Source organism: Paenibacillus sp. TCA20, assembly GCF_000732325.1.
Taxonomy (GTDB): domain Bacteria; phylum Bacillota; class Bacilli; order Paenibacillales; family Paenibacillaceae; genus Paenibacillus; species Paenibacillus urinalis.
In genome coordinates this window covers 302546-323071 of sequence record NZ_BBIW01000002.1, presented here as the reverse complement: position 1 = coordinate 323071, position 20526 = coordinate 302546, and the positions used below count along the sequence as shown (strand labels likewise).

The 20526-nt window shown below is 45.2% G+C and carries 21 protein-coding genes and 1 other annotated feature; of the genes, 18 read left to right on the top strand and 3 right to left on the bottom strand.

Translation table 11 applies throughout. The annotated features are described in order from the left end of the window. The first annotated feature begins 267 nt into the window (after nt 1–267). The 6 genes from TCA2_RS05240 (at nt 268) to TCA2_RS05215 (ending at nt 5336) form a co-directional block, all read left to right on the top strand. On the top strand, nt 268–1422 hold the full coding sequence (locus TCA2_RS05240; protein WP_047910512.1) for a type III polyketide synthase: 1155 nt from the start codon (nt 268–270) through the stop codon (nt 1420–1422). Then, a complete protein-coding gene (locus TCA2_RS05235; protein ID WP_047910511.1) occupies nt 1409–2122 on the top strand; it encodes an SAM-dependent methyltransferase in 714 nt (237 codons plus the stop codon). The genes TCA2_RS05240 and TCA2_RS05235 overlap by 14 nt, the downstream gene beginning before the upstream one ends. 35 nt (nt 2123–2157) lie before the next feature. Next, on the top strand, nt 2158–3339 hold the full coding sequence (locus TCA2_RS05230) for an NAD(P)/FAD-dependent oxidoreductase (protein ID WP_238546291.1): 1182 nt from the start codon (nt 2158–2160) through the stop codon (nt 3337–3339). Between the two features lie 469 nt (nt 3340–3808). Then, a complete protein-coding gene (locus TCA2_RS05225; protein ID WP_047910510.1) occupies nt 3809–4144 on the top strand; it encodes a hypothetical protein in 336 nt (111 codons plus the stop codon). 69 nt (nt 4145–4213) lie between these two features. Next, nucleotides 4214–4792 carry a hypothetical protein gene (locus TCA2_RS05220; RefSeq protein ID WP_152557652.1) on the top strand — a complete coding sequence of 193 codons (579 nt, stop codon included), beginning with the start codon at nt 4214–4216 and terminating at the stop codon, nt 4790–4792. Between the two features lie 43 nt (nt 4793–4835). Further along, the gene (locus TCA2_RS05215) at nt 4836–5336 is read left to right on the top strand and encodes a hypothetical protein (protein WP_047910508.1); all 501 of its coding nucleotides are present in this window, start codon (nt 4836–4838) and stop codon (nt 5334–5336) included. Nucleotides 5337–5416: 80 nt separating this feature from the next. Here the strand turns inward: TCA2_RS05215 and TCA2_RS05210 are convergent, their stop codons facing one another. Next, nucleotides 5417–6658, bottom strand: coding sequence for an MFS transporter (locus tag TCA2_RS05210; RefSeq protein WP_047910507.1), 1242 nt, complete (start codon nt 6656–6658; stop codon nt 5417–5419). Between the two features lie 393 nt (nt 6659–7051). On the opposite strand from TCA2_RS05210, the gene TCA2_RS05205 reads away from it, so the two are divergent. From TCA2_RS05205 to leuA, 8 genes are all read left to right on the top strand, one after another. Next, entirely contained in the window at nt 7052–7615 is a 564-nt protein-coding gene (locus tag TCA2_RS05205; protein WP_047910506.1) for an RNA polymerase sigma factor, read from the top strand. Further along, nucleotides 7605–8375: a hypothetical protein gene (locus TCA2_RS05200; RefSeq protein ID WP_047910505.1), complete on the top strand. Its 771-nt coding sequence runs from the start codon at nt 7605–7607 to the stop codon at nt 8373–8375. The genes TCA2_RS05205 and TCA2_RS05200 overlap by 11 nt, the downstream gene beginning before the upstream one ends. A 3-nt stretch (nt 8376–8378) precedes the next feature. Further along, nucleotides 8379–9278, top strand: a complete 900-nt coding sequence (locus TCA2_RS05195) for an ABC transporter ATP-binding protein (protein WP_047910504.1) — start codon at nt 8379–8381, stop codon at nt 9276–9278. Further along, complete coding sequence (locus tag TCA2_RS05190) at nt 9265–10542, top strand: ABC transporter permease (protein WP_047910503.1); 1278 nt, start codon at nt 9265–9267, stop codon at nt 10540–10542. The genes TCA2_RS05195 and TCA2_RS05190 overlap by 14 nt, the downstream gene beginning before the upstream one ends. A gap of 14 nt (nt 10543–10556) precedes the next feature. Next, entirely contained in the window at nt 10557–11699 is a 1143-nt protein-coding gene (locus TCA2_RS05185) for a hypothetical protein (RefSeq protein WP_047910502.1), read from the top strand. A gap of 152 nt (nt 11700–11851) precedes the next feature. After that, on the top strand, nt 11852–12778 hold the full coding sequence (locus TCA2_RS05180) for a TIM barrel protein (protein WP_047910501.1): 927 nt from the start codon (nt 11852–11854) through the stop codon (nt 12776–12778). 66 nt (nt 12779–12844) lie between these two features. Next, nucleotides 12845–13333 (top strand): tetratricopeptide repeat protein, encoded by a 489-nt coding sequence (locus tag TCA2_RS05175; protein WP_047910500.1) that lies wholly within the window; start codon nt 12845–12847, stop codon nt 13331–13333. A 148-nt stretch (nt 13334–13481) separates the two neighbouring features. Beyond that, nucleotides 13482–13739 (top strand) — a binding site (T-box leader). A gap of 72 nt (nt 13740–13811) precedes the next feature. Next, nucleotides 13812–15476, top strand: coding sequence for a 2-isopropylmalate synthase (gene leuA / locus TCA2_RS05170; protein ID WP_047910499.1), 1665 nt, complete (start codon nt 13812–13814; stop codon nt 15474–15476). A gap of 123 nt (nt 15477–15599) precedes the next feature. Here leuA and TCA2_RS27105 read toward each other — a convergent pair whose 3' ends face one another. Together TCA2_RS27105 and TCA2_RS27100 are read right to left on the bottom strand one after the other, a co-directional pair. Next, a complete protein-coding gene (locus TCA2_RS27105) occupies nt 15600–15731 on the bottom strand; it encodes a sporulation protein YjcZ (RefSeq protein ID WP_193745991.1) in 132 nt (43 codons plus the stop codon). Nucleotides 15732–15846: 115 nt separating this feature from the next. Next, the gene (locus tag TCA2_RS27100; protein WP_193745990.1) at nt 15847–15990 is read right to left on the bottom strand and encodes a sporulation protein YjcZ; all 144 of its coding nucleotides are present in this window, start codon (nt 15988–15990) and stop codon (nt 15847–15849) included. Between the two features lie 165 nt (nt 15991–16155). On the opposite strand from TCA2_RS27100, the gene TCA2_RS27480 reads away from it, so the two are divergent. The 4 genes from TCA2_RS27480 (at nt 16156) to TCA2_RS05155 (ending at nt 20522) form a co-directional block, all read left to right on the top strand. Next, nucleotides 16156–17229, top strand: a complete 1074-nt coding sequence (locus tag TCA2_RS27480; RefSeq protein WP_238546290.1) for a cache domain-containing protein — start codon at nt 16156–16158, stop codon at nt 17227–17229. After that, complete coding sequence (locus TCA2_RS27475) at nt 17183–17935, top strand: sensor histidine kinase (RefSeq protein WP_238546289.1); 753 nt, start codon at nt 17183–17185, stop codon at nt 17933–17935. The genes TCA2_RS27480 and TCA2_RS27475 overlap by 47 nt, the downstream gene beginning before the upstream one ends. Further along, nucleotides 17928–19133: a response regulator gene (locus TCA2_RS05160; protein ID WP_047910498.1), complete on the top strand. Its 1206-nt coding sequence runs from the start codon at nt 17928–17930 to the stop codon at nt 19131–19133. The genes TCA2_RS27475 and TCA2_RS05160 overlap by 8 nt, the downstream gene beginning before the upstream one ends. Before the next feature lie 72 nt (nt 19134–19205). Continuing rightward, entirely contained in the window at nt 19206–20522 is a 1317-nt protein-coding gene (locus TCA2_RS05155) for an ABC transporter substrate-binding protein (RefSeq protein WP_047910497.1), read from the top strand. The last annotated feature ends 4 nt before the right edge of the window (nt 20523–20526 follow it).

The following is a 20526-nucleotide window of genomic DNA, read 5'->3' as shown; positions in this document are numbered from 1 at the left end:
GGACTGGCGAATTCTGTTTATCGCCTCCTAATTCTAATTTTAAAGATTCCAGATGAGTTGGTAAGGGTAAATAGTTTTAAAACATGGGATAAAAATATAAGAAACATCACAGTGATGACCGATTTATTAACATTTTATGTAATTAAAATTGGTTAAAAAGTACGTTGTCAACAGAATATATGGAGTAGTGATTGGCTTGTACAAAATTCTGACGGTGGGGAAATACTCTATTTACAGGCATATACGCAAAAATAGGAGGAAAATTGGATGAACGATATGTTAAACTCACGTATTTCTATAATAGGACTTGGGACTGCGCTCCCAACTCACTCATTGTCGCAGACAGATGCAGCCAAGTTGATGGAATCAACACTCGGGGAGAAGCCAGAGCTGGCTCGTTTCGCGAGAAGAATATTTAGATCCTGCGGTGTTGAGATGAGATATACGTGTGAACCCAGCTTTACAGGGAACCCGGAGGACTGTGAGTATCTGCCTTCCAATCCAGATCACGAGGTTCCATCTACGGAAGAGCGCATGAATACATATAAAAAAGAAGCGGTACCGCTTGGGATCCAGGCGGCGGAAAGAGCACTCAAAGATTCGAATACGGCACCTGAGGCAATTACGCATTTGGTTACCGTCAGTTGTACAGGTCAATTCTTGCCAGGGCTGGATGTGCTGCTGATCAAGCATTTGGGCTTGTCCCCACGAACGACGCGTATTCCACTGATCTTCCAAGGGTGTGCGGCAGGACTGAGAGCCATTCAAGCTGCAAGGGACGTAGTGCAGGGTTCACCAGATGCTAAAGTGCTCGTTGTGTGTGTGGAGCTGTGTACACTTCATTTTCAACCGGTGATGGAACGGGAAGCGCTGTTCGCCGCTTCATTCTTCGGAGATGGAGCTTCGTCATGTGTTGTGAGCATGGCTGAAGAGCAGCATCAGCATTACTATCAGCTGGGTAAGGGCTACTCAGTTCTATTGCCGGATTGTGCCGAGGATATGACTTGGGATGTGGGGAACACGGGCTTTGATCTGTATCTGTCTCCGCGAATTCCCAAGCTGCTCGGAACCCATCTGGCTGAAGAAATGGATTATCTGCTCGAAGGTGCACCTCAGCCTGAATTATATGCCATTCATCCGGGTGGGCGAGGCATTGTAGATTCGGTTCAGGAAGTCCTTGGACTTCGTGACGATCAGACCAAATACAGCCGGGACATCCTGAAAAATTACGGCAACCTGTCTTCTGTGACCATCATGTTTGTGCTGGATGCGATGCGCAGCGAGCTGAGATCTCAGCAGCGTGAGACAGCAGAAGGAGTGGCGATGGCTTTTGGCCCCGGGTTAACGGCAGAGCTTATGAGATTCTCCTATGTTCCTTCATACCGTTCTTCATCCGTAGAGGCAGATCATGTCTATCTTTAGGAAGCTGGATCGAAGAGCAAAGGAAGAGGAATTAATGGATGATTTCTCCTTGGGCGGAGCGGAGCTGACCGAAGCGCTTAAGCATTTAAGGAGATTAAATAAAATTTTTGCAGCTCCGGGCCCAACGAAATATGGAGTTGAGAAGCTGTGGAAGGAGATGGGCAGGCCGAATTCCTTGTCCATTCTAGATGTAGGTGCAGGGTCGGGTGACGTGAACCGCAAGCTGCTTCGCTGGGCAGATGAACGGGGTATCCAGCTGAGTATCACGCTTGTTGATATGACAGCAGAAGCATGTGATGAAGCAAGGGCTCTATTCAAGGGAGAGAACAGAGTAACTGTGCTGCAGGCTGATGTATGTGACCTGCCGGATGCATCAGCTGATATCGTCACAGGCTCCCAGTTCGTACATCATTTTGACGGTGAGAAGCTCGTTGAGATCGTATCCCATATGCTGCGTGCGTCGAGATACGGGGTTGTCATTAATGATATTCATAGGCATACCGTTTCCTATACGGCCGTATGGATCACAACAAGGATTATCTCGAGAAATCGTTATATACGGCATGATGGACCGCTATCTGTCGCAAAAGGGTTTAAAGGCTCGGACTGGAAGGAGCTGCAAACACGGCTTAATCATCAATCCATGACTTATAACTGGAAGCCTTTGTTCCGATATGCCGTAATTATCCCGAGACAGTAAAGGAGCCGCAAATAGAAGAAGGGAAGGTGAGGCATGTGGACAATCAGAGTGAATTACACATGGAGCAACAAGTGGATGTCATTGTCATAGGAGCAGGAATCGCGGGAAGTGCATGTGCTGTGCAGCTTGCAGGTATGGGCCATGACACAGTCTTGTTAGACCGCAAAGCATTTCCTAGACATAAAACATGCGGGGAGTTCATGTCACCGGAGACTTTAGAGATGCTGGCTTATGTGGGTGTTGATCCGTTTGCTTTTCAAGTGGAGCCCAGCGTGATGAACAGTGCAAAGATCATCATGCCAAATGGAGGCGAGATCGATTCAGCTCTTCCAGGCCAAGCCTGGGGAATCAGCCGATATGAGCTGGATATGATGCTGCATCAACAAGCCGTCGAAGCAGGTGCAAGCATCGTATCTAAAGCGATGGTGCTGGATATTGTTCAGCTTGATGATCACAGCTATCGTGTATCCGTACGGCAAGGGAAGGAGGTCGTCCATTATCATGCCAAGTCCGTTATTGGCGCCTATGGAACTCCTAGACCCAAGTTTGTCCAAGGGGTGGATATCGATGCCCCACTAGATTCGGAGGTTTATGTCGGGGTAAAATCCCATTATACTGGCATCAAGACAGAGCCCCGAGTGGAGCTGTATTTCTGTGAAGGCGGCTATGTTGGGATATCTCCAATTGAAGGAGGAGAGATAGCCAATGTTGCTGCACTGCTTCCGTTGAAGACGGTTCAGCGTATAGGGAAGTCGGTATCCGAAATATTACAGGCGGCAGCACAGGATAATGAGAAGCTGTTCGCCAGACTGAACGAAGGAGCCCCTGCCCCAGGAACGCAGGTATCTATTGCTCCGGTCAGATTATCTACGGTTCCCGAGCCGTGGTCGATCTTCCCCCATATTGGAGATGCCCTAATGGTGATCCCTCCTTTGTGTGGTGACGGGATGTCTGTTGCCTTAAGATCCTCTATGATCTGCTCGGCTGTAACCGATCAATATTTAAAATCAGAGATTACTTATGAAGAGTGGCAGAGCGAGTATACTTTGGAGGCAAACCACCATTTTGGCAAGCTGCTGAAACGGGCTAACCGTATTCAGAAGCTGGCTTTTGCCAAGACCAATCGTCTCTATCCCGGAGCCGCAAAATTGTTCCCAAGCCTGGCTTCTTATCTCGTGAAAGCGACACGTTTGTCCGAAATGGGGATTCATCGTTAAATTAAATCTTCAAAAGCTGAGCCCAGTTTTATTAATAAGCTGGGTTTTTTAATGGTGTTTTATGAGTTAGATCGGTAAGTTCAGGAATCAGATTCATTCTTCGAAGTTAAATATTATATTCAGAAAAAAACATGATATGAAAAATTCACAAAAGATCATATTCCTTCATTATACCACCATACCTGAATCCATTTTATAATACCTTTAGCTGCTTCAATCAGGTTATAAATTTAATTATGGCAGTAATATGGTAGTTGGAGTGGTAAAGAAGGGCTAATCCATGAATTATTTCTCGGGTAATCGCACGATTCTGTATTTTTCGACATGGAATTATTAATAACTCAACTATTTAATTAAATGAGAATAACTGGTATTATAATTAATATTAAATGTGCCATGATATTTCAAAAATAACTTTTGCTGCTTGAATAAGAGTTGATGTAGATGAGAGAAAAAAGGAGTGGATTAAATGGATATTCAAATCAACAAAGATCTTATTGAAGATGATCGAGGCAATATTTACCTAGTCGTCGATAAGAGTAATGACACCCTGGTGCTGGTTAATGCTTTTGTCAATGCATCATTTAAGCATCGGATCATGTTTGATACAGCATTTAAGGACCAGTTCAAAGATTACGAGGGACAATACATAGGCAAACCAGCCATGGATGAGGTAAGACATGATTATGTGTTCGCACTGCGTGAATGGGATGGGAAATTATTTTCCCTTAGCGAAGTGGAGAGCAACTATTCATTACAGTTCATTAAGATGATTGAGTATTACAAGCATCCGGGGACGTTATAAGTGAGAGGAACGATGATGATGTATTTTTGGAAAAAACATAAGAGTAAACTAATCATAGGATTGCTATCGATGCTGCTCGTTTCAAGTGTAGTGCTGAATATTCATCTAATGAATTATAAGGATGCCCAAAGGGAAACCAACGAGAGCTTATGGAATGAAGCGGTTGGCAGGGGGTTCACTCTGCCGATAGAGGATATTGCCTATTTGACAGAGAAGCTTAAGACAAATGAATTTGTAGAGACTGATCAGGTGGTGAATCGACTTGATGAGGCAGCGCGCAGTCTGGAACTGGGCAGCATGTCGCTGCAGAAGATGGAGCCTTACTTTAGGCAGCAAGACAGTGCATCCACCCGTGTGATGGCAAATCTCTTGCAGGACTATCACCAATATGTTGAGAGTGATCTCTTGCAGCCATTGCAATCGACAAATCACCTGCGTCATAAATCACATCAGCTGCTTCTGAAGGATTTGAATCGCCTGCAGGAGGATCTGGTATATCTCAAGAGCGTGATGAGCAAGCAGTCGATTACAAACGATAAGCCGACAGAGATCCAGCAGACATGGAAGCAGGCCATCCAGAAGATGGTTGAGCAGAATCCGGATCATGCCTTTCATCAGGGGATAAGAGAGAAGTATGACTGGATCTAAGTCATTGTAAGGTGTGTATTACCTTATGGAGAGGGGAAGCGGAATGGAGCTTAATTTCAGGAATAACTTTTTCAGCTCGGGTATGACAGAAATTGTGGATGGCACGGGACAGGAAGCCGGAAGTATCGATTTAAAGAGTGCTTTCGGCACTTCTCTGGACATTTATGGTCCATCCCGAGATTTGGTTTATTCAGGTAAATTTCGTGCGTTCTCGGGAAAGTGGAATGTAATGGATCCTGGTGAAGAGATTGTTGGAATCGTCAGAGCCAAGATGAGCTTTTTCACGAAAAGGTATGAATATCATGCGGGCTCACGAGGAATCTATTCCATCACTTCTCCGGCTTTCTCCAAAGAATATACGATTGAGGATGAGTCAGGGAAGGTTGCTGCGACCTTTACAAGAACCTCGGGCTTCTTCGGACCCGGCTCGTATCGTTTGGATAACCTGTCAAGTGAAGTGGATTCTTACGAATGGATCGCCGTTGTAATGGGAGTTCACTCGATTCAGGCCAGGCAGAATAATGCTGCAAATGCAGCAACCTAAAGACGTAAAAGACACAAGTACTGTGTCTCTTTTTTTCTATTATAGGCAATTGCACGCCATATTTCGGATGCTGGAATGATTTATACGCCACTTGATTGAAGTCCTCGAAATAACCCATAGTACAGTAATGCACTGATCATCGATGAAGCAAAAATCAGGCTGAAGATACCGAGCGGGGCAACCCAGGCAGATAAAAAAACAGTAACGGGTGCAAACAGACGTCCGGCAATATACTGCAAATGGTCTGCCCCCATATATTGACCTCTGGCGTGCTCTGGAGCGTAATGGCTGATGAAGCTATGCATCACGGGTGATCTTACGATTTCTCCGATTGTGAAAATGATTGTGCAGCCAAACAAGTACCAGATATTCGTGCCCAGTCCGAGTAGAAATGTACCGATTCCTGTCAGCAATGCAGACAGAATGAATACGTTCCGGTCTTGAACAGGACGCAGCCATCGGGTGACTGGAAGTACAAACAGCACAAACATCAGACCGTTCAAGCCGAGAACCCAGCCCAATATTTCAGTATGCTCCAACTGGATGTGTATATCAAACATAGAAATTAAGGACTGTGCTGGCACGTAATTTGTAATATAGACTGCTAAATAAAGATCCAGCTGCATGATTGAAATGAGTGAGAATATTCCTGCCAGCAAGTATAGAAGAAACATTTTGTCTCGGAAAATAATCCCGTAGCCTGTCCATTGTTCCCTCAGTAAGCTCATAAATGAATGGGATGATGTACGATCGGTATCATATTCAGGCTTGCTCTCATGAACGAAGAACAAGATCAGAGCCGAGTAGATCAGCATGATGGATGTACAGCACCACAGCAGCTCTTGCCGATATTCGAAGAAGAAAACAGCGCCTAAGGCAGGCCCAAGCACGGCTCCTAAATTGTTCGCCGTCGTATAAGCAGCAAATACTTGTCTACGGTCCTCCTGCGGGACCAGATCTGCCACCATTGCGGAACTGGCGGGTTTGTACAGGGCGGAACCGAGACCAATACCAATAAAAGCCGCATAATCCACTACATGATGAGTCGATACGGCAAACAGGGCAAACATGATGGTCTGCAGTGCTGTACCGATAAGCATTACGGTACGTCTGCCCAGACGGTCAGCCATGTATCCGCCAATTAAGCTGCCAGCCAAACTGAACAAGGGAGGAACCGTCATCATTAGCCCAGCTGTCTGTAATCCAAACACTTCGCTGAAATAAACCGTAATGAAGGGGAAGTACATCCAGTACAGCATGTTGAACAGCGATTCCCCAAATAATCGGATCTTCAGATTGGTACTCCACAACCGAATCTTCACTTCCAGCTAGCCTCCATTCATGAACCCAATGTATTCACCTGGCCAGGTCTATCAAAATATAGATGATTTATTTGGAAAAATATAGACTTATATTTATTCAGGATTTATACTAATAATATGAAAAGCGAGGCGACGCCTGTCTAATTCCGAAGCTGCAATTATCGAACATATGTTCTTTTATTGGGGTTCTAAATGACCATTTAGCTTAATCTAAACATACAGCTGTTTTCAAATAGTTAACCTATTTGAGGACAGCTTTTTTTTGCTTGAACATCATTTATAGTTCGTTTTGCTGCTGTAATGAAAAATATATTTAATCTTGTGTCAAACTATTTGGACAAGGACTACGCATATATAAACGAACCGGTTTGATAGGAATGGAGCGCTTTGTTTATGGAATCTGAGAAACAGTGGATCAGGCAGATCAAGAGACAATCGAATAAAGCCGCGGCGGATAAGCTGGTATCGTCCTATTACAAGGAGATTTACAGCTACGTATATAGACAGACGATGGACAAGGAGCAGTCGATGGACCTCACACAGGAAATTTTTATTTCCATGCTGCAGTCCATTCAGCACTTTGACGGGAAGAGAGCTGCGTTTCGTACCTGGCTGTATCGGATCGCCACCAATCGAGTGATCGATTATTATCGGTCCAGAGCCTTCCGCTATCGTCAATCGACGGAAACGATGGAGGAGGACCAGCATGTCATGTCCGAGCCGGAAGACTTTACGATCCGTGTAGAGAACAGAGAGGAAGTCATGAGAATTATGCACGTTGTTAGTGAATTGGAACCGGGCAGCCAGTCCATATTCAGGCTTAAAATTTTTGGCGAATATACGTTTCTTGAGATCGCGGATATGCTGCAACTCCCGGAATCTACAGTAAAATCCAAATACTATGCAATGATTCGCAAAATAAAAAAGAAGCTGGAGGTGAATACCGATGCCTCATAATGACAAGCCGTTCTATGTTGAATTCCCGGATGAGGATACCATCCGTACCGAGGTGGAGCACATCGTAGCAAGAGGATTGATGCCGAAGCCATCGCTCTCACGGAACTTGATGGATATGGCACGCCAGCTAGGCCTGCGGGTGCTGTTCAAGGATCGAGCAGAAATTGCGTTGATTACAATTGTTGGACTCCTCATTATGGTGCTGTTTGGCTATGCTGCCGGAGAACAAGTAAATTCAGCTTCTCCATGGTCTATGTCCGTACTTATCTTCACGACATCGCCTGTGCTGTATTTTACGATTGCGGTAATGTTCTTCGTTCAGCTTCGTACCAAGAGCACCTACGAAACAGAGATGGCGTGCAAATATAACGTCCATCAGCTGGCTGCATTTCGAATGCTCATATTCAGCCTGCTCAGCCTTGCCGCAAATATGATCTCAATTATGGTGCTTGCCGTGCAAATTGAAGGGTTTGATGTGGCAAGAAGCATCCTTATGTCAGCCAGCTCGCTGTTTATTTTTTCAGCCTTGTTCATGTACTTTCAGCTGCATGTGAAATCGGGCTGGTCCTGGCTTATCGCTGGTATGAGCTGGATTAGTGTTAATGTACTGCTCTCCTTGGGGCTGGGACCGGTCTTTGAGCAGGTCTTGAACCAGGTTCCACTTCTCGTGTACGGATTTATCGCGATAGCGGGCTTTATGCTGTATGCCCGTCATCTCAAACAAATGTTTCAATTACAGCAGGCAGGAGGCTATAGATAATTCATGTTAACCATTAATCAAGTAACGAAGAAATTCGGTACCTTCACTGCGCTGGAGGAGATCAGCTGTGAGCTTGCGAGCGGGGTGTACGGTTTGCTTGCTCCGAACGGAGCGGGCAAAACGACACTGATTAAAATGCTGACAACCCTTCTTTTTCCAACAAAAGGCGAGATTCTGTATGGCGGAGAAGACATCGTGCAGATGGGGGAGAGATACCGAGATCGACTCGGCTATTTGCCGCAGCAGTTCGGATATTATAAGAATGATACGCCGGTGCAGTACCTGCACTACATTGCTGCTCTGAAAGGAATGGGCAGGGAGCAGGCCTCGACCAAGATTAATGAATTGCTGGCACTTGTAGCATTGGAGAGTGTCAAAAACAAGAAAATGAAAAAATTCTCTGGCGGGATGATCCAGAGAGTTGGCATTGCTCAAGCGATGCTGAATGATCCTGAGATATTGATTCTGGATGAACCAACGGCAGGGCTTGACCCGAAGGAGCGGGTGAGATTCCGTAATTTGCTTACCCGGCTGGCACGGGATCGAATTATCATTTTATCTACGCATATTGTGTCTGATGTGGAGCTCATTGCAAACGAAATCCTGATGATCAAGGATCGGCGTTTGCTGTATAAGGAGAGTGTGGAATCCTTGTGCGCACGTCTTGAAGATAAAGTGTACGAGACGGAGCTGAGCTATGAGGAGGCAGAAGTGCTGAAAGAAAAATATTTGATCTTGTCCGAGAAGCAGGAGCTCGGCAGGCTGAAGGTTCGCTTCTTAACAGAAGCAGGCGAGCCGGATATCGTTTCGAGTAAAGTCATACCAAGTCTTGAGGATGTGTTCATATACACTTATCAGGATGAGGTGAACCTAGCAGGAGATGAAGTCTATGCGGGGCATTAAAGGGTATGAGCTGAGAAAAGTGCTGAAAGCACCGGTATTCCCGATCCTGCTCGTTATATTCATTCTGTGGAATGTGTTTCTGATCTGGCCCGTGACTTACATTAAGGAGGATTTACAGCTGGTTAATGCGCTTACGGCAGAATATGGAGCGGAAATGGATGAGGCAGCTCTTGCGGGTTTGAGTCAGAAGGCGAACGAATCGCTGGGTGAAATGAATGCGGTGACGGAGTCTAGAACAGAGCAGAGTTATGAAACGGCTGCAAGCTTTTTTGAGAAGGATAATCTGACGAAATACGTTTATAATCAACCTGGCTTATACACGGAAGATGAGCTGCAAATATTTCATCAAGCGATGCTGATTGAGCATTATTACGTGAAGTCACAAACCGCAGATACCGTATATAAGCAGCTAGATGTAGAAGCTTATGCGGAAGATGCAATGGAGCTGTATGGTGTTACAGGCAGCCCGGCTGAATTTATTAGGACACAATTTGCTGCACTTGGTGAACGGCTGGGAGAGCTGATCGACAAGGAAGAGCATAAGCAGTTGTTCTTTGATGGGGGCATGTATCGCATGCATTCGAAGTTGTTCGAGACCCTCTTCGGCGGAATCGCGATCGAGCTTATGGTGCTGGCGGTACTGATCACAGGCTTGATCTGCAAATACGAAACGGAGCACCGCAGCGAGCATGTCGTCTATTCGACCCGAAGAGGCCGCAAGCTGATGTGGGACAAGCTCTTCGCCTCATTGACCGGTTCATTCATCTCGGGTGTGCTCCTGATTATAGCGAGCTTGGGAGTCTATTTTCTCATGGCAGATTATTCAGGACTGTGGAATGTATCCATGAGCAGCCTATTTATATCCGATAAAAACTTCCCTTATATCCCTTGGTGGGAATTAAGCTTCTTAGAATATCTCATGCTGGTCATTCTCATATTTGTGATGGCTCAGCTGATGTTTAGCAGCATGGCGTTCATTATATCGATCTTGGTCAGGAACAGCTACTATGTATTTGGGGTATTTGCCCTATGTCTGGGCATCATTGTGGCATGGCGGTCATTTATACCATCAGGCAGCTTCCTCATTCTGGCCAGTTTATTTAACTCATTTCATATGATCTTGGAAGCTCAATATATGTTCATGGGTCAATCGATCTTTCGCACATACCAATGGTACGAACTTGTTACACTCCTGAGCTGGACTGTCCTGCTGGCATTTGGGGTTGTCTTATGCATGCGCAAATTCAAGAAGCAGGGGCTGTGAAAGGAGGGGAATACATGAAATTAATTGGTTATGAGCTGCGGGAAATTTTTAATCCGAAGGTGCTTATCTTTCTTGCTTTGTTCCATGTGATCTTTTATTTCTTGTTTTTGGAATTTTCATTTAAATATTTTCCTAATGGCAGACCGAATGGGGACGTGCACCAAGTGACGATACAGATGCTCGGACAATACGGGGACCATATGGGTACAGAAGAATTTGAGGATTTCAAGCAGCAATTAACGGATCTGGAGCAGAAGGCAGACCAGCTTATCAAATCAGATCCTTATTTCAAGGAATACAGGGTCAATTCTTATGAGGAATACAAACAAAAGTCGGGTGAAGGAATTCTGCCCTTTGAAGTCAGCAGTTATGTCTACAATCATAAGGAGCGCAACGACTTGTTTTATGGAATAGGGGCAAGAGGGAGACTAATTGAGCAATATGAGAGCAAAAATACTGCTGCAATAATGGATTTAAATGATGCACAGCTCGAGAAAGTTGAACAATATGAAAAAGAAGGCATCTTTACTTCTCTTTTCTCCGATGAGTTAATGCAAAATTATACGATTCTGCTTGGGTTCCTTCAAATCTTGGTCCTCGTGAGCAGCATGTTCCTGCTTATTCCCTTATATATCAGGGATCGAAGTAATGGGGTCATCTATTTGCAATATTCGTCCAAAACAGGGCGGAAACACTTCCTGATCAAATGGTTAACAGCAATTCTGGCGGTGACCGTACTATATGCCATTCAGCTCTCCGCATTCTTTATGTTTTATTCAGATGAGATTAAGAGTGTGTTCTACCCGATCTCGATTAACTCCTATTTTAACAGCTGGCTGGGCCCGTATTGGTATGATCTAAGCTTCATGGAATTCATCTTCATAACGATGGGGCTCTTGTATGTGCTGCTGCTCCTGTTCACCACCTTGACGGCGATGATCTCAAGTCTGGCTCGTAATTACGTTATCATTATCGCAGCGCTGGTGCCCTGCGTCATATGGATGCTGAGTCCGTTCTTCGATATCATGCTGGTAAGAACCGCAAGGATTGTTGATCCGTTACTTTTACAGCCAATTCTGTATGTGGTCTTGATACTAATGATCGGCCTGTTCTTGCTGCTTCGGTGGAGAAGGGAACGAGTGGGAGATATAAATTAACTGTTGGAAGTGACGCAAAATGATCTCTTATTTAGAGGTCATTTTGTGCATTTTATTGCATTCATTGTTGTATGGGAGAATTTAACTATTGAGGTGGTAATATGATATAGTACTAGAGAAATATCACTTGTACATATGAGGAGAGAAGTTAGATGCCTGCCCAATTTTTAATCGGACAATATGGTGGATTTGACCTGGGTAAATATGAAAGGGATTTCAAAAGTCATTTTTTCGGGATTGAGAATTGTTTATATGAGTCTGAGGAGGATTTTGATAGGCTCTTGTCCTTGTCGCATAAGGATGGGTTTAAATATGGGTTCCATTTCGCTCCCCGATCTGGACAGCATGAATTTCGGGATGCGCTGTTTATGTCTTCAGATGAGAATGTAAGAGAGGAAGCCTTTGGTTTCATTGAGCAAGAGCTAGAGTATCTACGTGACCGTCATTTAACTCCGGCATATGTACTGTTCCATTATCCTAAGCCGGTAAGGCTGGATCCGCAGAAGGATTGGGAGCTGTGGTATTTCGACAATGAAGCGGAGTATGAATGGGACAGGGAGGATTCGGAGTTATCCTTTGAAGCCAGAAGTGAAGAGGTATTTCAGAGATTATCTCATTATGGAGAGCTCTACGATTTTACACCGGTTCTTGAATTTGATGCCGTACCGCGTGTTATCGTGGAAACCGATTTGCTGATTCGATTACTGGAGAAGTATCCCTCTATTCGAATCTGTCTGGATACGGCGCGGCTGTTCCTTCAGACATTGACCGATCCGGATTTTGATGCAATGAAAGTGATTCACGAGTACGCCCGCTATGCCAAGCTAATACATTTATCCAATGCCCGTTATACAGATAATGCGGTTCTAAGACACCATCCGGTACTTCCGGGATTATCTCCTATTGATGGCTGGGCACCGATCGAGGATTATTTGATCGCCATTCGGGAGCTGAATTCGAATGTCCTTATACTGTTCGAGCACCGATCTGATCGTATCACGGATGTTGAACTTGCGGAATGCTATGAGTGGGTAGATGGACTTATGAACAGGGAAAAAACAAGTATAATTAATCAGTGACTTCAATGTGGATTATGAGCTTGTTAAGATATAACTGCAAGCATGCTACGAGAAGGAGTATTCATTATGGATCTAATCGAGGAAGCCATTAAATTAAGAAATGAAGGAAACAAGGAAGAAGCGCTGGAGAGATTACTGCATATTAAAAATAGATCTGAAACTGAGGAAACGGCGCAATTAAGCTATCAAATTGCCTGGACTTACGATTCATTAGGCCTTGAGCAAGAAGCTGTTCCTTATTATTTGGAGGCCATCTCTATAGGGATCCAGGGAGAAGATAGATCAGGAGCTCTGTTGGGACTGGGCAGTACATATCGAAACTTGGGTCAGTATGAAGCTGCCGAGAACGTATTACGGCAAGGCATAGAAGAATTCCCAGATAATAGAGAGTTTAGAGTCTTTCTAGCAATGGTTCAGTATAATCTCAAAGAATATGCATCCGCCATGAGGCTGCTGCTCGAGGAAATTGCTGAAAATTCTAATCATTCCGGAGTTCAGAGCTACAGACAGGCTATTGCCTTCTATGCAGACAAACTGGATCAGCGCTGGGATTAACTGGAAAAAGTTCTTTCGTTGAAGAAACGTTAAGTATTCTGCTCCCGATTGTTCGGGACTTCGATGTCATTGAATTTACGGAACTTGTAAGTTTTTTCGTGAATTCACTTGCTAACTTCAATTTTGTAGTATAAAATGACATCAATATTTAAATACGATGAAGAGGAATAGTACATCAATTCCAAGCGATCAGAGAGCTGTTGTCCGGTGCAAAACAGCCGCATAGGAATGTTGGAACTCGCCTTGAAGTAGCTCGCTGAACTGTAGTAGGTGGAGCCGGAGTCCTAACCGTTATCAATTAGGGGATATAAGTTCACTGCAACTGGACCTGTATCTGCCTGAGTGCATACCATATGGTATGAATTAGAGTGGTACCACGTAAGATGTAAAGTCTTTCGTCTCTTATGAAGAGATGGAAGGCTTTTTTTGCATCCATAAATCAGATGTACATACTATTGGGAAAAGGGTGGTCGTTATGATGAAAAATGTGGAGAAATATGCCAGAGGTTATTTTATGCCCCCGAAGACTAGCATGAACTGGGCAAAGAAAGAATACATTTCCGAAGCACCAACCTGGTGCAGTGTCGATCTTAGAGATGGAAATCAGGCGCTCGTGGTACCCATGAACCTTGAAGAGAAGCTGGAGTATTTTAATCTCCTTGTGAACATTGGATTCAAAGAGATTGAGGTCGGCTTTCCAGCCGCCTCCGAGACCGAATTCGCTTTTCTTAGAACCTTGATTGAGCAGAACCTTATTCCAGATGATGTAACGATCCAAGTACTTACCCAATCCAGAGAGCATATTATTCGCAAGACCTTTGAATCCCTTAGAGGAGCCAAAAAAGCGGTCGTCCATCTGTACAACTCAACAAGCCTTGCTCAGCGTGAGCAGGTGTTCCGTAAATCCAAGGAAGAAATTATTGATATTGCGGTATCTGGGGCAAAGCTGTTGAAGCAGTGTGCAGAGGATACAGAAGGGAACTTCAAGTTCCAGTATTCGCCTGAGAGCTTTACCGGTACGGAGATTGAATTTGCTCTTGATATCTGTAATAGTGTGCTTGATGTATGGCAGCCTGCAGCTGACAATCAGGTGATCATTAATCTGCCAGCTACCGTATCGATGTCCATGCCGCACATTTATGCGAGCCAGATCGAATATATGAGTGAACACTTAAGCCATCGGGAACATGTAATCTTGTCGGTCCATCCGCATAATGATAGAGGAACGGGTGTAGCAGATGCGGAGCTGGCGATGCTGGCAGGAGCACAGCGGGTAGAAGGAACCTTATTTGGGAATGGAGAACGCACAGGGAATGTAGATATCGTCACTTTGGCACTGAATATGTATTCTCATGGAGTAGATCCTCAGCTTGATCTTACCAATATTCCTCAGATCATCTCGGTATATGAACGTTTGACTAAAATGAATGTGGATGAAAGACATCCATATGGCGGGGAACTGGTATTTACGGCCTTCTCAGGCTCACATCAGGATGCGATCGCCAAAGGGATGAAATGGCGTGAAGAGGAGCAGCGTGCTCACTGGTCTGTTCCTTACCTGCTGATTGATCCGATTGATATCGGACGTGAATATGAAGGTGACATTATTCGTATCAACAGTCAATCCGGCAAGGGCGGTATCGGCTTCGTACTACAGCAGAAATATGGTCTTGATCTTCCGCCGAAGATGCGCGAAGACTTTGGTTATGTCGTCAAGAATGTGTCAGATCGTACTCAAAAAGAGCTGATGCCTAATGAAATTTACGATATCTTCATGCAGGAATATGTAAACATTTCAGCACCCGTCGAATTTGTCAAATACCAGTTCCCGGATGATGAGGACTTCCATACGATCGTAACGATTCAATCTGGAGGAGAGGTTAAACAAATTACCGGTAACGGTAACGGAAGACTGGATGCCATCAGTAATGCGCTGCAGAAGCATTGCGGATTGGAGTATACCGATCTCGTATACCGCGAGCATGCACTTGAGACGGGCTCCAAATCACAGGCCGTTTCTTACATCGGTATTACATCCAGTAATGGAACCGTATTCTGGGGCTGCGGCGTTGACGCCGATATCGCCAAATCCTCAGTTAAGGCTTTGTTTAGCGCCGTGAATAAGATGAACCAGAAGCAGTAAATGATGATTGCCAGTCAGAACTGGCTACAGATGGATTGGTTTGAGCGGGGTTTCATATCTCTGCAGTACAGCACACAAAAAGAGGCGTTCCACACATGGAACACCTCTTTTGTGCTTAATCCATTAGTAACCGCCGAATCCGCCCCATCCGAAAGATGCAGCAATGATAACCAAGAGGATAAAGAGAACCAGGATTGCACCGATTCCGTATCCGCCGCCTTGGCCGTAACCGAAACCTCCAACTACTCCGCTCACAGAAATTCCTCCTTTACCATCAAGATAAAATATTTTTATGTTGCATTGAGTCCATTGGTCTGGACTTTTTTACCCTGAATTTCACGATCAGAGCCCTGTCTTAATGACTCAAATATCAGTAACCGCCAAATCCGCCAAGTCCGCCCCATCCGAATGAAGCCGCAATAATGACGAGAAGAATAAAGAGTACCAAGATTGCACCAATTTTATTTCCACCGCCGTAGCCACCTACGCCGCAACTTTCTACTACTCCACCCATCTGAACTCCTCCTTTGATCGAAGATAAGATAGGGTATGACAGAAATATGGAATTGATCTAGACGAATGTGGAATTGGCAAAAAGAGAAAATTCTTTAACAATGCTATGAAATTGTAATATAATCTGCTCATCCCCATAGAGAGAATTAGGGAAAGGTGGTTATGTATGAACAATTGGAAACGCTTTCTCGTGAGTTCTATACGTTTCAAGAAGCTGAGAACCCGGTTTTTATTTGCGATGATTGCTCTATCGATCCCTCCTTTGTTTATTCTCGGCTATTTCTCCTTTCAAACGACTACAAATACAATGATGCGAACTCATGCGCAGACCAATTCCGATCATTTAAAGACGGCAAGCGAGATGGCAGATTTGTTATTTCGTAATTTAATCAATCTGAATCGGGCTCTAGTCCTTAATGAATCGATTCGCAACGAGCTTATACATATCAAGAACGGTGAGCAAGTGGCTTCACCATCGGGAACAAGTGAGCGAATGGCAGCTCAAATTCAGCGAGTTATCAATACCCATCTCCTGGACAACCGGTTCGTTAATTCCATCTGCATACTGGATCATCACTTTCAAATCTACTGTTTAGGCCGCTCAGACGATGCAGGCATATACGAGCATGATACGAAAATAACGCAGATTCAAAATGCAGAATGGTATCAAAAGGCCGTAAACGCCGAGGGTAGAGTCATTTTTTATGGAACAGACGTGCTTAGTGATACGAAAGATTCCTTCTCGACCGTCAAGCTGTTTCGAGATTCGGAAGGTATGAATGGAGAGAGCTTGGGCGTGATTATTGTCAATGTATCCAAAAATATATTTGACAGTGCATTTAATGTTCATCACCATACCGGAAGCTATATGGCAATTGAGGATACGCAGCTGAGAAGCAGGGTCGTATTTCCTGACGCCTCGGAAGGAGATCATCTGGTCTCTCCATACAGCTCTGCCAGTGAAGCGATTCAGAAATTAAAGGAGGAAAAATATCTGGTAAGCTCCTATCGGAACGAGACGACGAATTGGACCTTTATTCATTCAGTACAGAAGAAGGAGCTGCTGGCAGAGTCAAACCGGATCGGTACGGCAACTATGGTCATTGCACTGTTAATTTCACTTACCGCTCTTGTTCTGTCGTACATATTGTCCGGCACCATTACCAAACCGCTGATCTCGATTAAAAAAACTGATGATGGAATGGAACAAAGGAAAAAGAGAGTTCACGGCTACATTTGAGCAGGATGAAGTCGGTGTCATCGGCGAGACTTTTAAGCGTATGGCTTCTGAAAATGATGAACTGAATGAAAAAGTCGTGTCCCTTGTACTTAAGGAAAGGGAAGCTGAGCTAAGGGCACTACAGGCACAGATCAAGCCGCATTTCTTATATAACACGCTTGATTCCATCTATTGGATGGCCATGCTCAAGGGAAGTCCGGAGGCCGCCCAGATGGCTATTTCTTTATCCGAGAGCTTTAAGCTTAGCCTGAACAAGGGCAAAGAGCTGATTCCTATTTTTAAAGAGCTGCAGCATATTAAGCATTACTTGAACATTCAAAATATCCGGTACAATAACCGTTTTCACTTTGAGGAGGACATCGAAGAATCCATGATGAGCATGGAGATGATCAAGCTGCTTCTGCAGCCGCTGGTTGAAAATGCAATTTATCATGGACTCGAGCCCAAAGTTGGGGAAGGCCGGATTCGGCTGACAGGACGAAGAGAAGGTGAATTCATTGTATTTCGTGTTGAGGATGACGGGGTGGGAATTGAAGACCCGGCAGCAATCGAGCATGGTTATGGTTTGAGCAATGTGAAGGAAAGGCTGCAGCTCTATTATGGATCCTCAAGCAGATTTCAGATTGCCAGCATTCCAGGGAAGGGTACGTGTATTGAGCTAAGCTTTAAACCATTAACACAAGAGGAGGGACGCAGGCATGCATAAAGCCGTAATCTTTGATGACGAATACATTGTAGTAGAAGGGCTGAGGCAAATGGTAGATTGGAACGGCCTTGGCATTCAGCTTGCCGGTACAGCGAATGACGGCTGCAGTGCACTGGAGCTTGTGAGAGATGTTCGGCCGGATTTGATTCTTACCGATATTCGCATGCCGGGAATGGATGGACTGAAGCTGATCGAGTTGGCAGCGAAGGAGGTACAGAACGCTTCTTTTATTGTCTTCAGCGGCTTTAACGAATTCGAATATGTCAAAAGAGCGATCCAGCTCGGGGTAGCCGATTATTTGGAGAAGCCCTTTACGATCGAGCACATCAATCAGGCATTGACCAAGGTCCTGGGCCACATATCTAAACGGGAAGAAATGGAGGTGCTCCGCAGCGATTGGGAGGGCAATAGAAAGGCGCTGGTCGAAAGAGCGCTGCTGAACCTCCTGCTCAATAACGAAAGCTGTCCGAATGCATGGTCTGAGCTTCATGAGCTGGAGCATACCGGCGTTATCTACGCTACAGTTCTTGCATTTCGTGCCGATCATTTTACAATTCACGCTAGTGAAGAAGCAGTCATTCAGTTTCAGATGGGTAAGGATAGGCTCGCAGTGATGCTGCACCGTACAATGCCAGGCGAAGATTACTGGGCACAGCATGCACAATATTACCGTGACCAGGATTATCCCATTGGGCAGGGGGAGATCGCGATTCAACCAGCGGATCTGTTCATCAGCCTGGAGACGGCAAGATATGCTCTGAAGCAAGCGGAGGAAGTGGGATGGACAGGGCTGTGCACGTATAAGGCCAAAGCTCGAGATAAGAACGAATCTAAAGGCAAGGAAGCGATCGAGAAGGCTCTTGCCTATATCCATCTGAACGGAATGCGGGACCTGTCACTCGCTGAGGTTGCTGAGCATGTTGGCTTGAATGCAGCCTACCTCAGTGTCCTGTTCAAGGATTCTGCGGGAGAGTCCTTTATCAAATATTTGACCAGACTGCGGATGGAGAAGGCAAAGTGGCTGCTGCAGAGAGGGTTGAAGGTCGCGGACGTCAGTGAACGGGTTGGTTATCATACGTATCGCCATTTTTCCGAGGTGTTCAAGAAATATACAGGTGTTCTTCCAGGTCAATATAAGGAGGACCCAAAAAATACGGACATCAATCCAAAAAATGACGCACTGACTGAACCTGAATGAAAGCATTTACAATGTACTCAGGGGATGTAGAAGTCCCGAATGTCAATTCATTCAGGTAGGGGGCCGGTTTTTATGAAAAAAGGAAGAAAAAGAGCTGCACTGATCATTTCTGTACTGCTTGCGGTTGGGTTACTATCAGGATGTGCTGCTGGTGGAGAAGAGGGAGCTCCATCATCCGCAGAGGGAGATGTGACATTGACGCTGCTTAGTGATAACACGCAGGATGCACTAAACAGTGCAAAAGCGATGATCGCTGCTTTTGAAGAGAAGAACCCGAATATTAAAGTAGAAGTCGAGACGAGACCCGGAGGAGATGAAGGAGACAATCTGGTCAAGACAAGGCTGTCTACTGGGGATATGACCGACATCATCATGTATAATTCAGGTTCATTAATGCAAGCGCTTAACCCGGAAGTGAATCTGCTGGATTTGACCAATGAATCGCTTATGGACAATGTAATGGACACCTTCAAACCGACAGTTACGTATAACGGGAAAATTTATGGAGTCCCTGCGGGTTCCACGATGGCTGGCGGCTGGTTCTACAACAAGAAGGTATATGAGCAGCTGGGGCTGACCGTCCCTGAAACCTGGGAAGAGCTGATGGTGAACAACGAGACAATTAAGGCTGCCGGCATCACTCCGGTCATTGGCACATACAAGGACAGCTGGACCTCTCAGCTAGTGGTTCTTGCGGATTATTATAACGTTCAATCTGATGCTCCGGGGTTCGCAGACGATTACACCGCAGGAACAGCGAAATATGCGACCACACCTGCAGCGCTTCGCAGCTTCGAGAAGCTTCAGGAAATATTTAATAAAGGTTATCTGAATAAAGATTTTCTGGCAACAACTTATGATGCTGGATTGAAGATGCTGGTTGAAGGAACAGGCGCACATTATCCAATGCTGACGTTTGCCATCCCTCCGCTTGTCCAGAACTATGCGGATCAGATCGAAGACATCGGATTTTTCCCTCAGCCGGGTGACCGTGCTGATGATCACGGCTTGACCGTCTGGATGCCAGGCGCAGCCTACATCTATAAGAATACGGAACACCCTGAGGAGGCTAAGAAATTTGTATCATTTATTGCTTCTCCAGAAGGAATGGCAGCCAGTGCTACCGTATCCATGCCGACAGGGCCTTATGTAATCAATGGGGCCGAGATGCCGGAAGATGTAGCTCCTGCCGTTAAAGATATGGTGCCTTATTTTGAATCGGGAAAAACAGCTCCTGCCCTGGAATTCCTCTCTCCAATTAAAGGACCGAGCTTGCCGCAAATTACGGTGGAAGTAGGTGCCGGAATCAAATCCGCCGCCGAAGGTGCCGAGGTATACGACAAGGATGTAGAGAAACAAGCCAAACAGCTTGGACTGGAAGGCTGGTAATTGC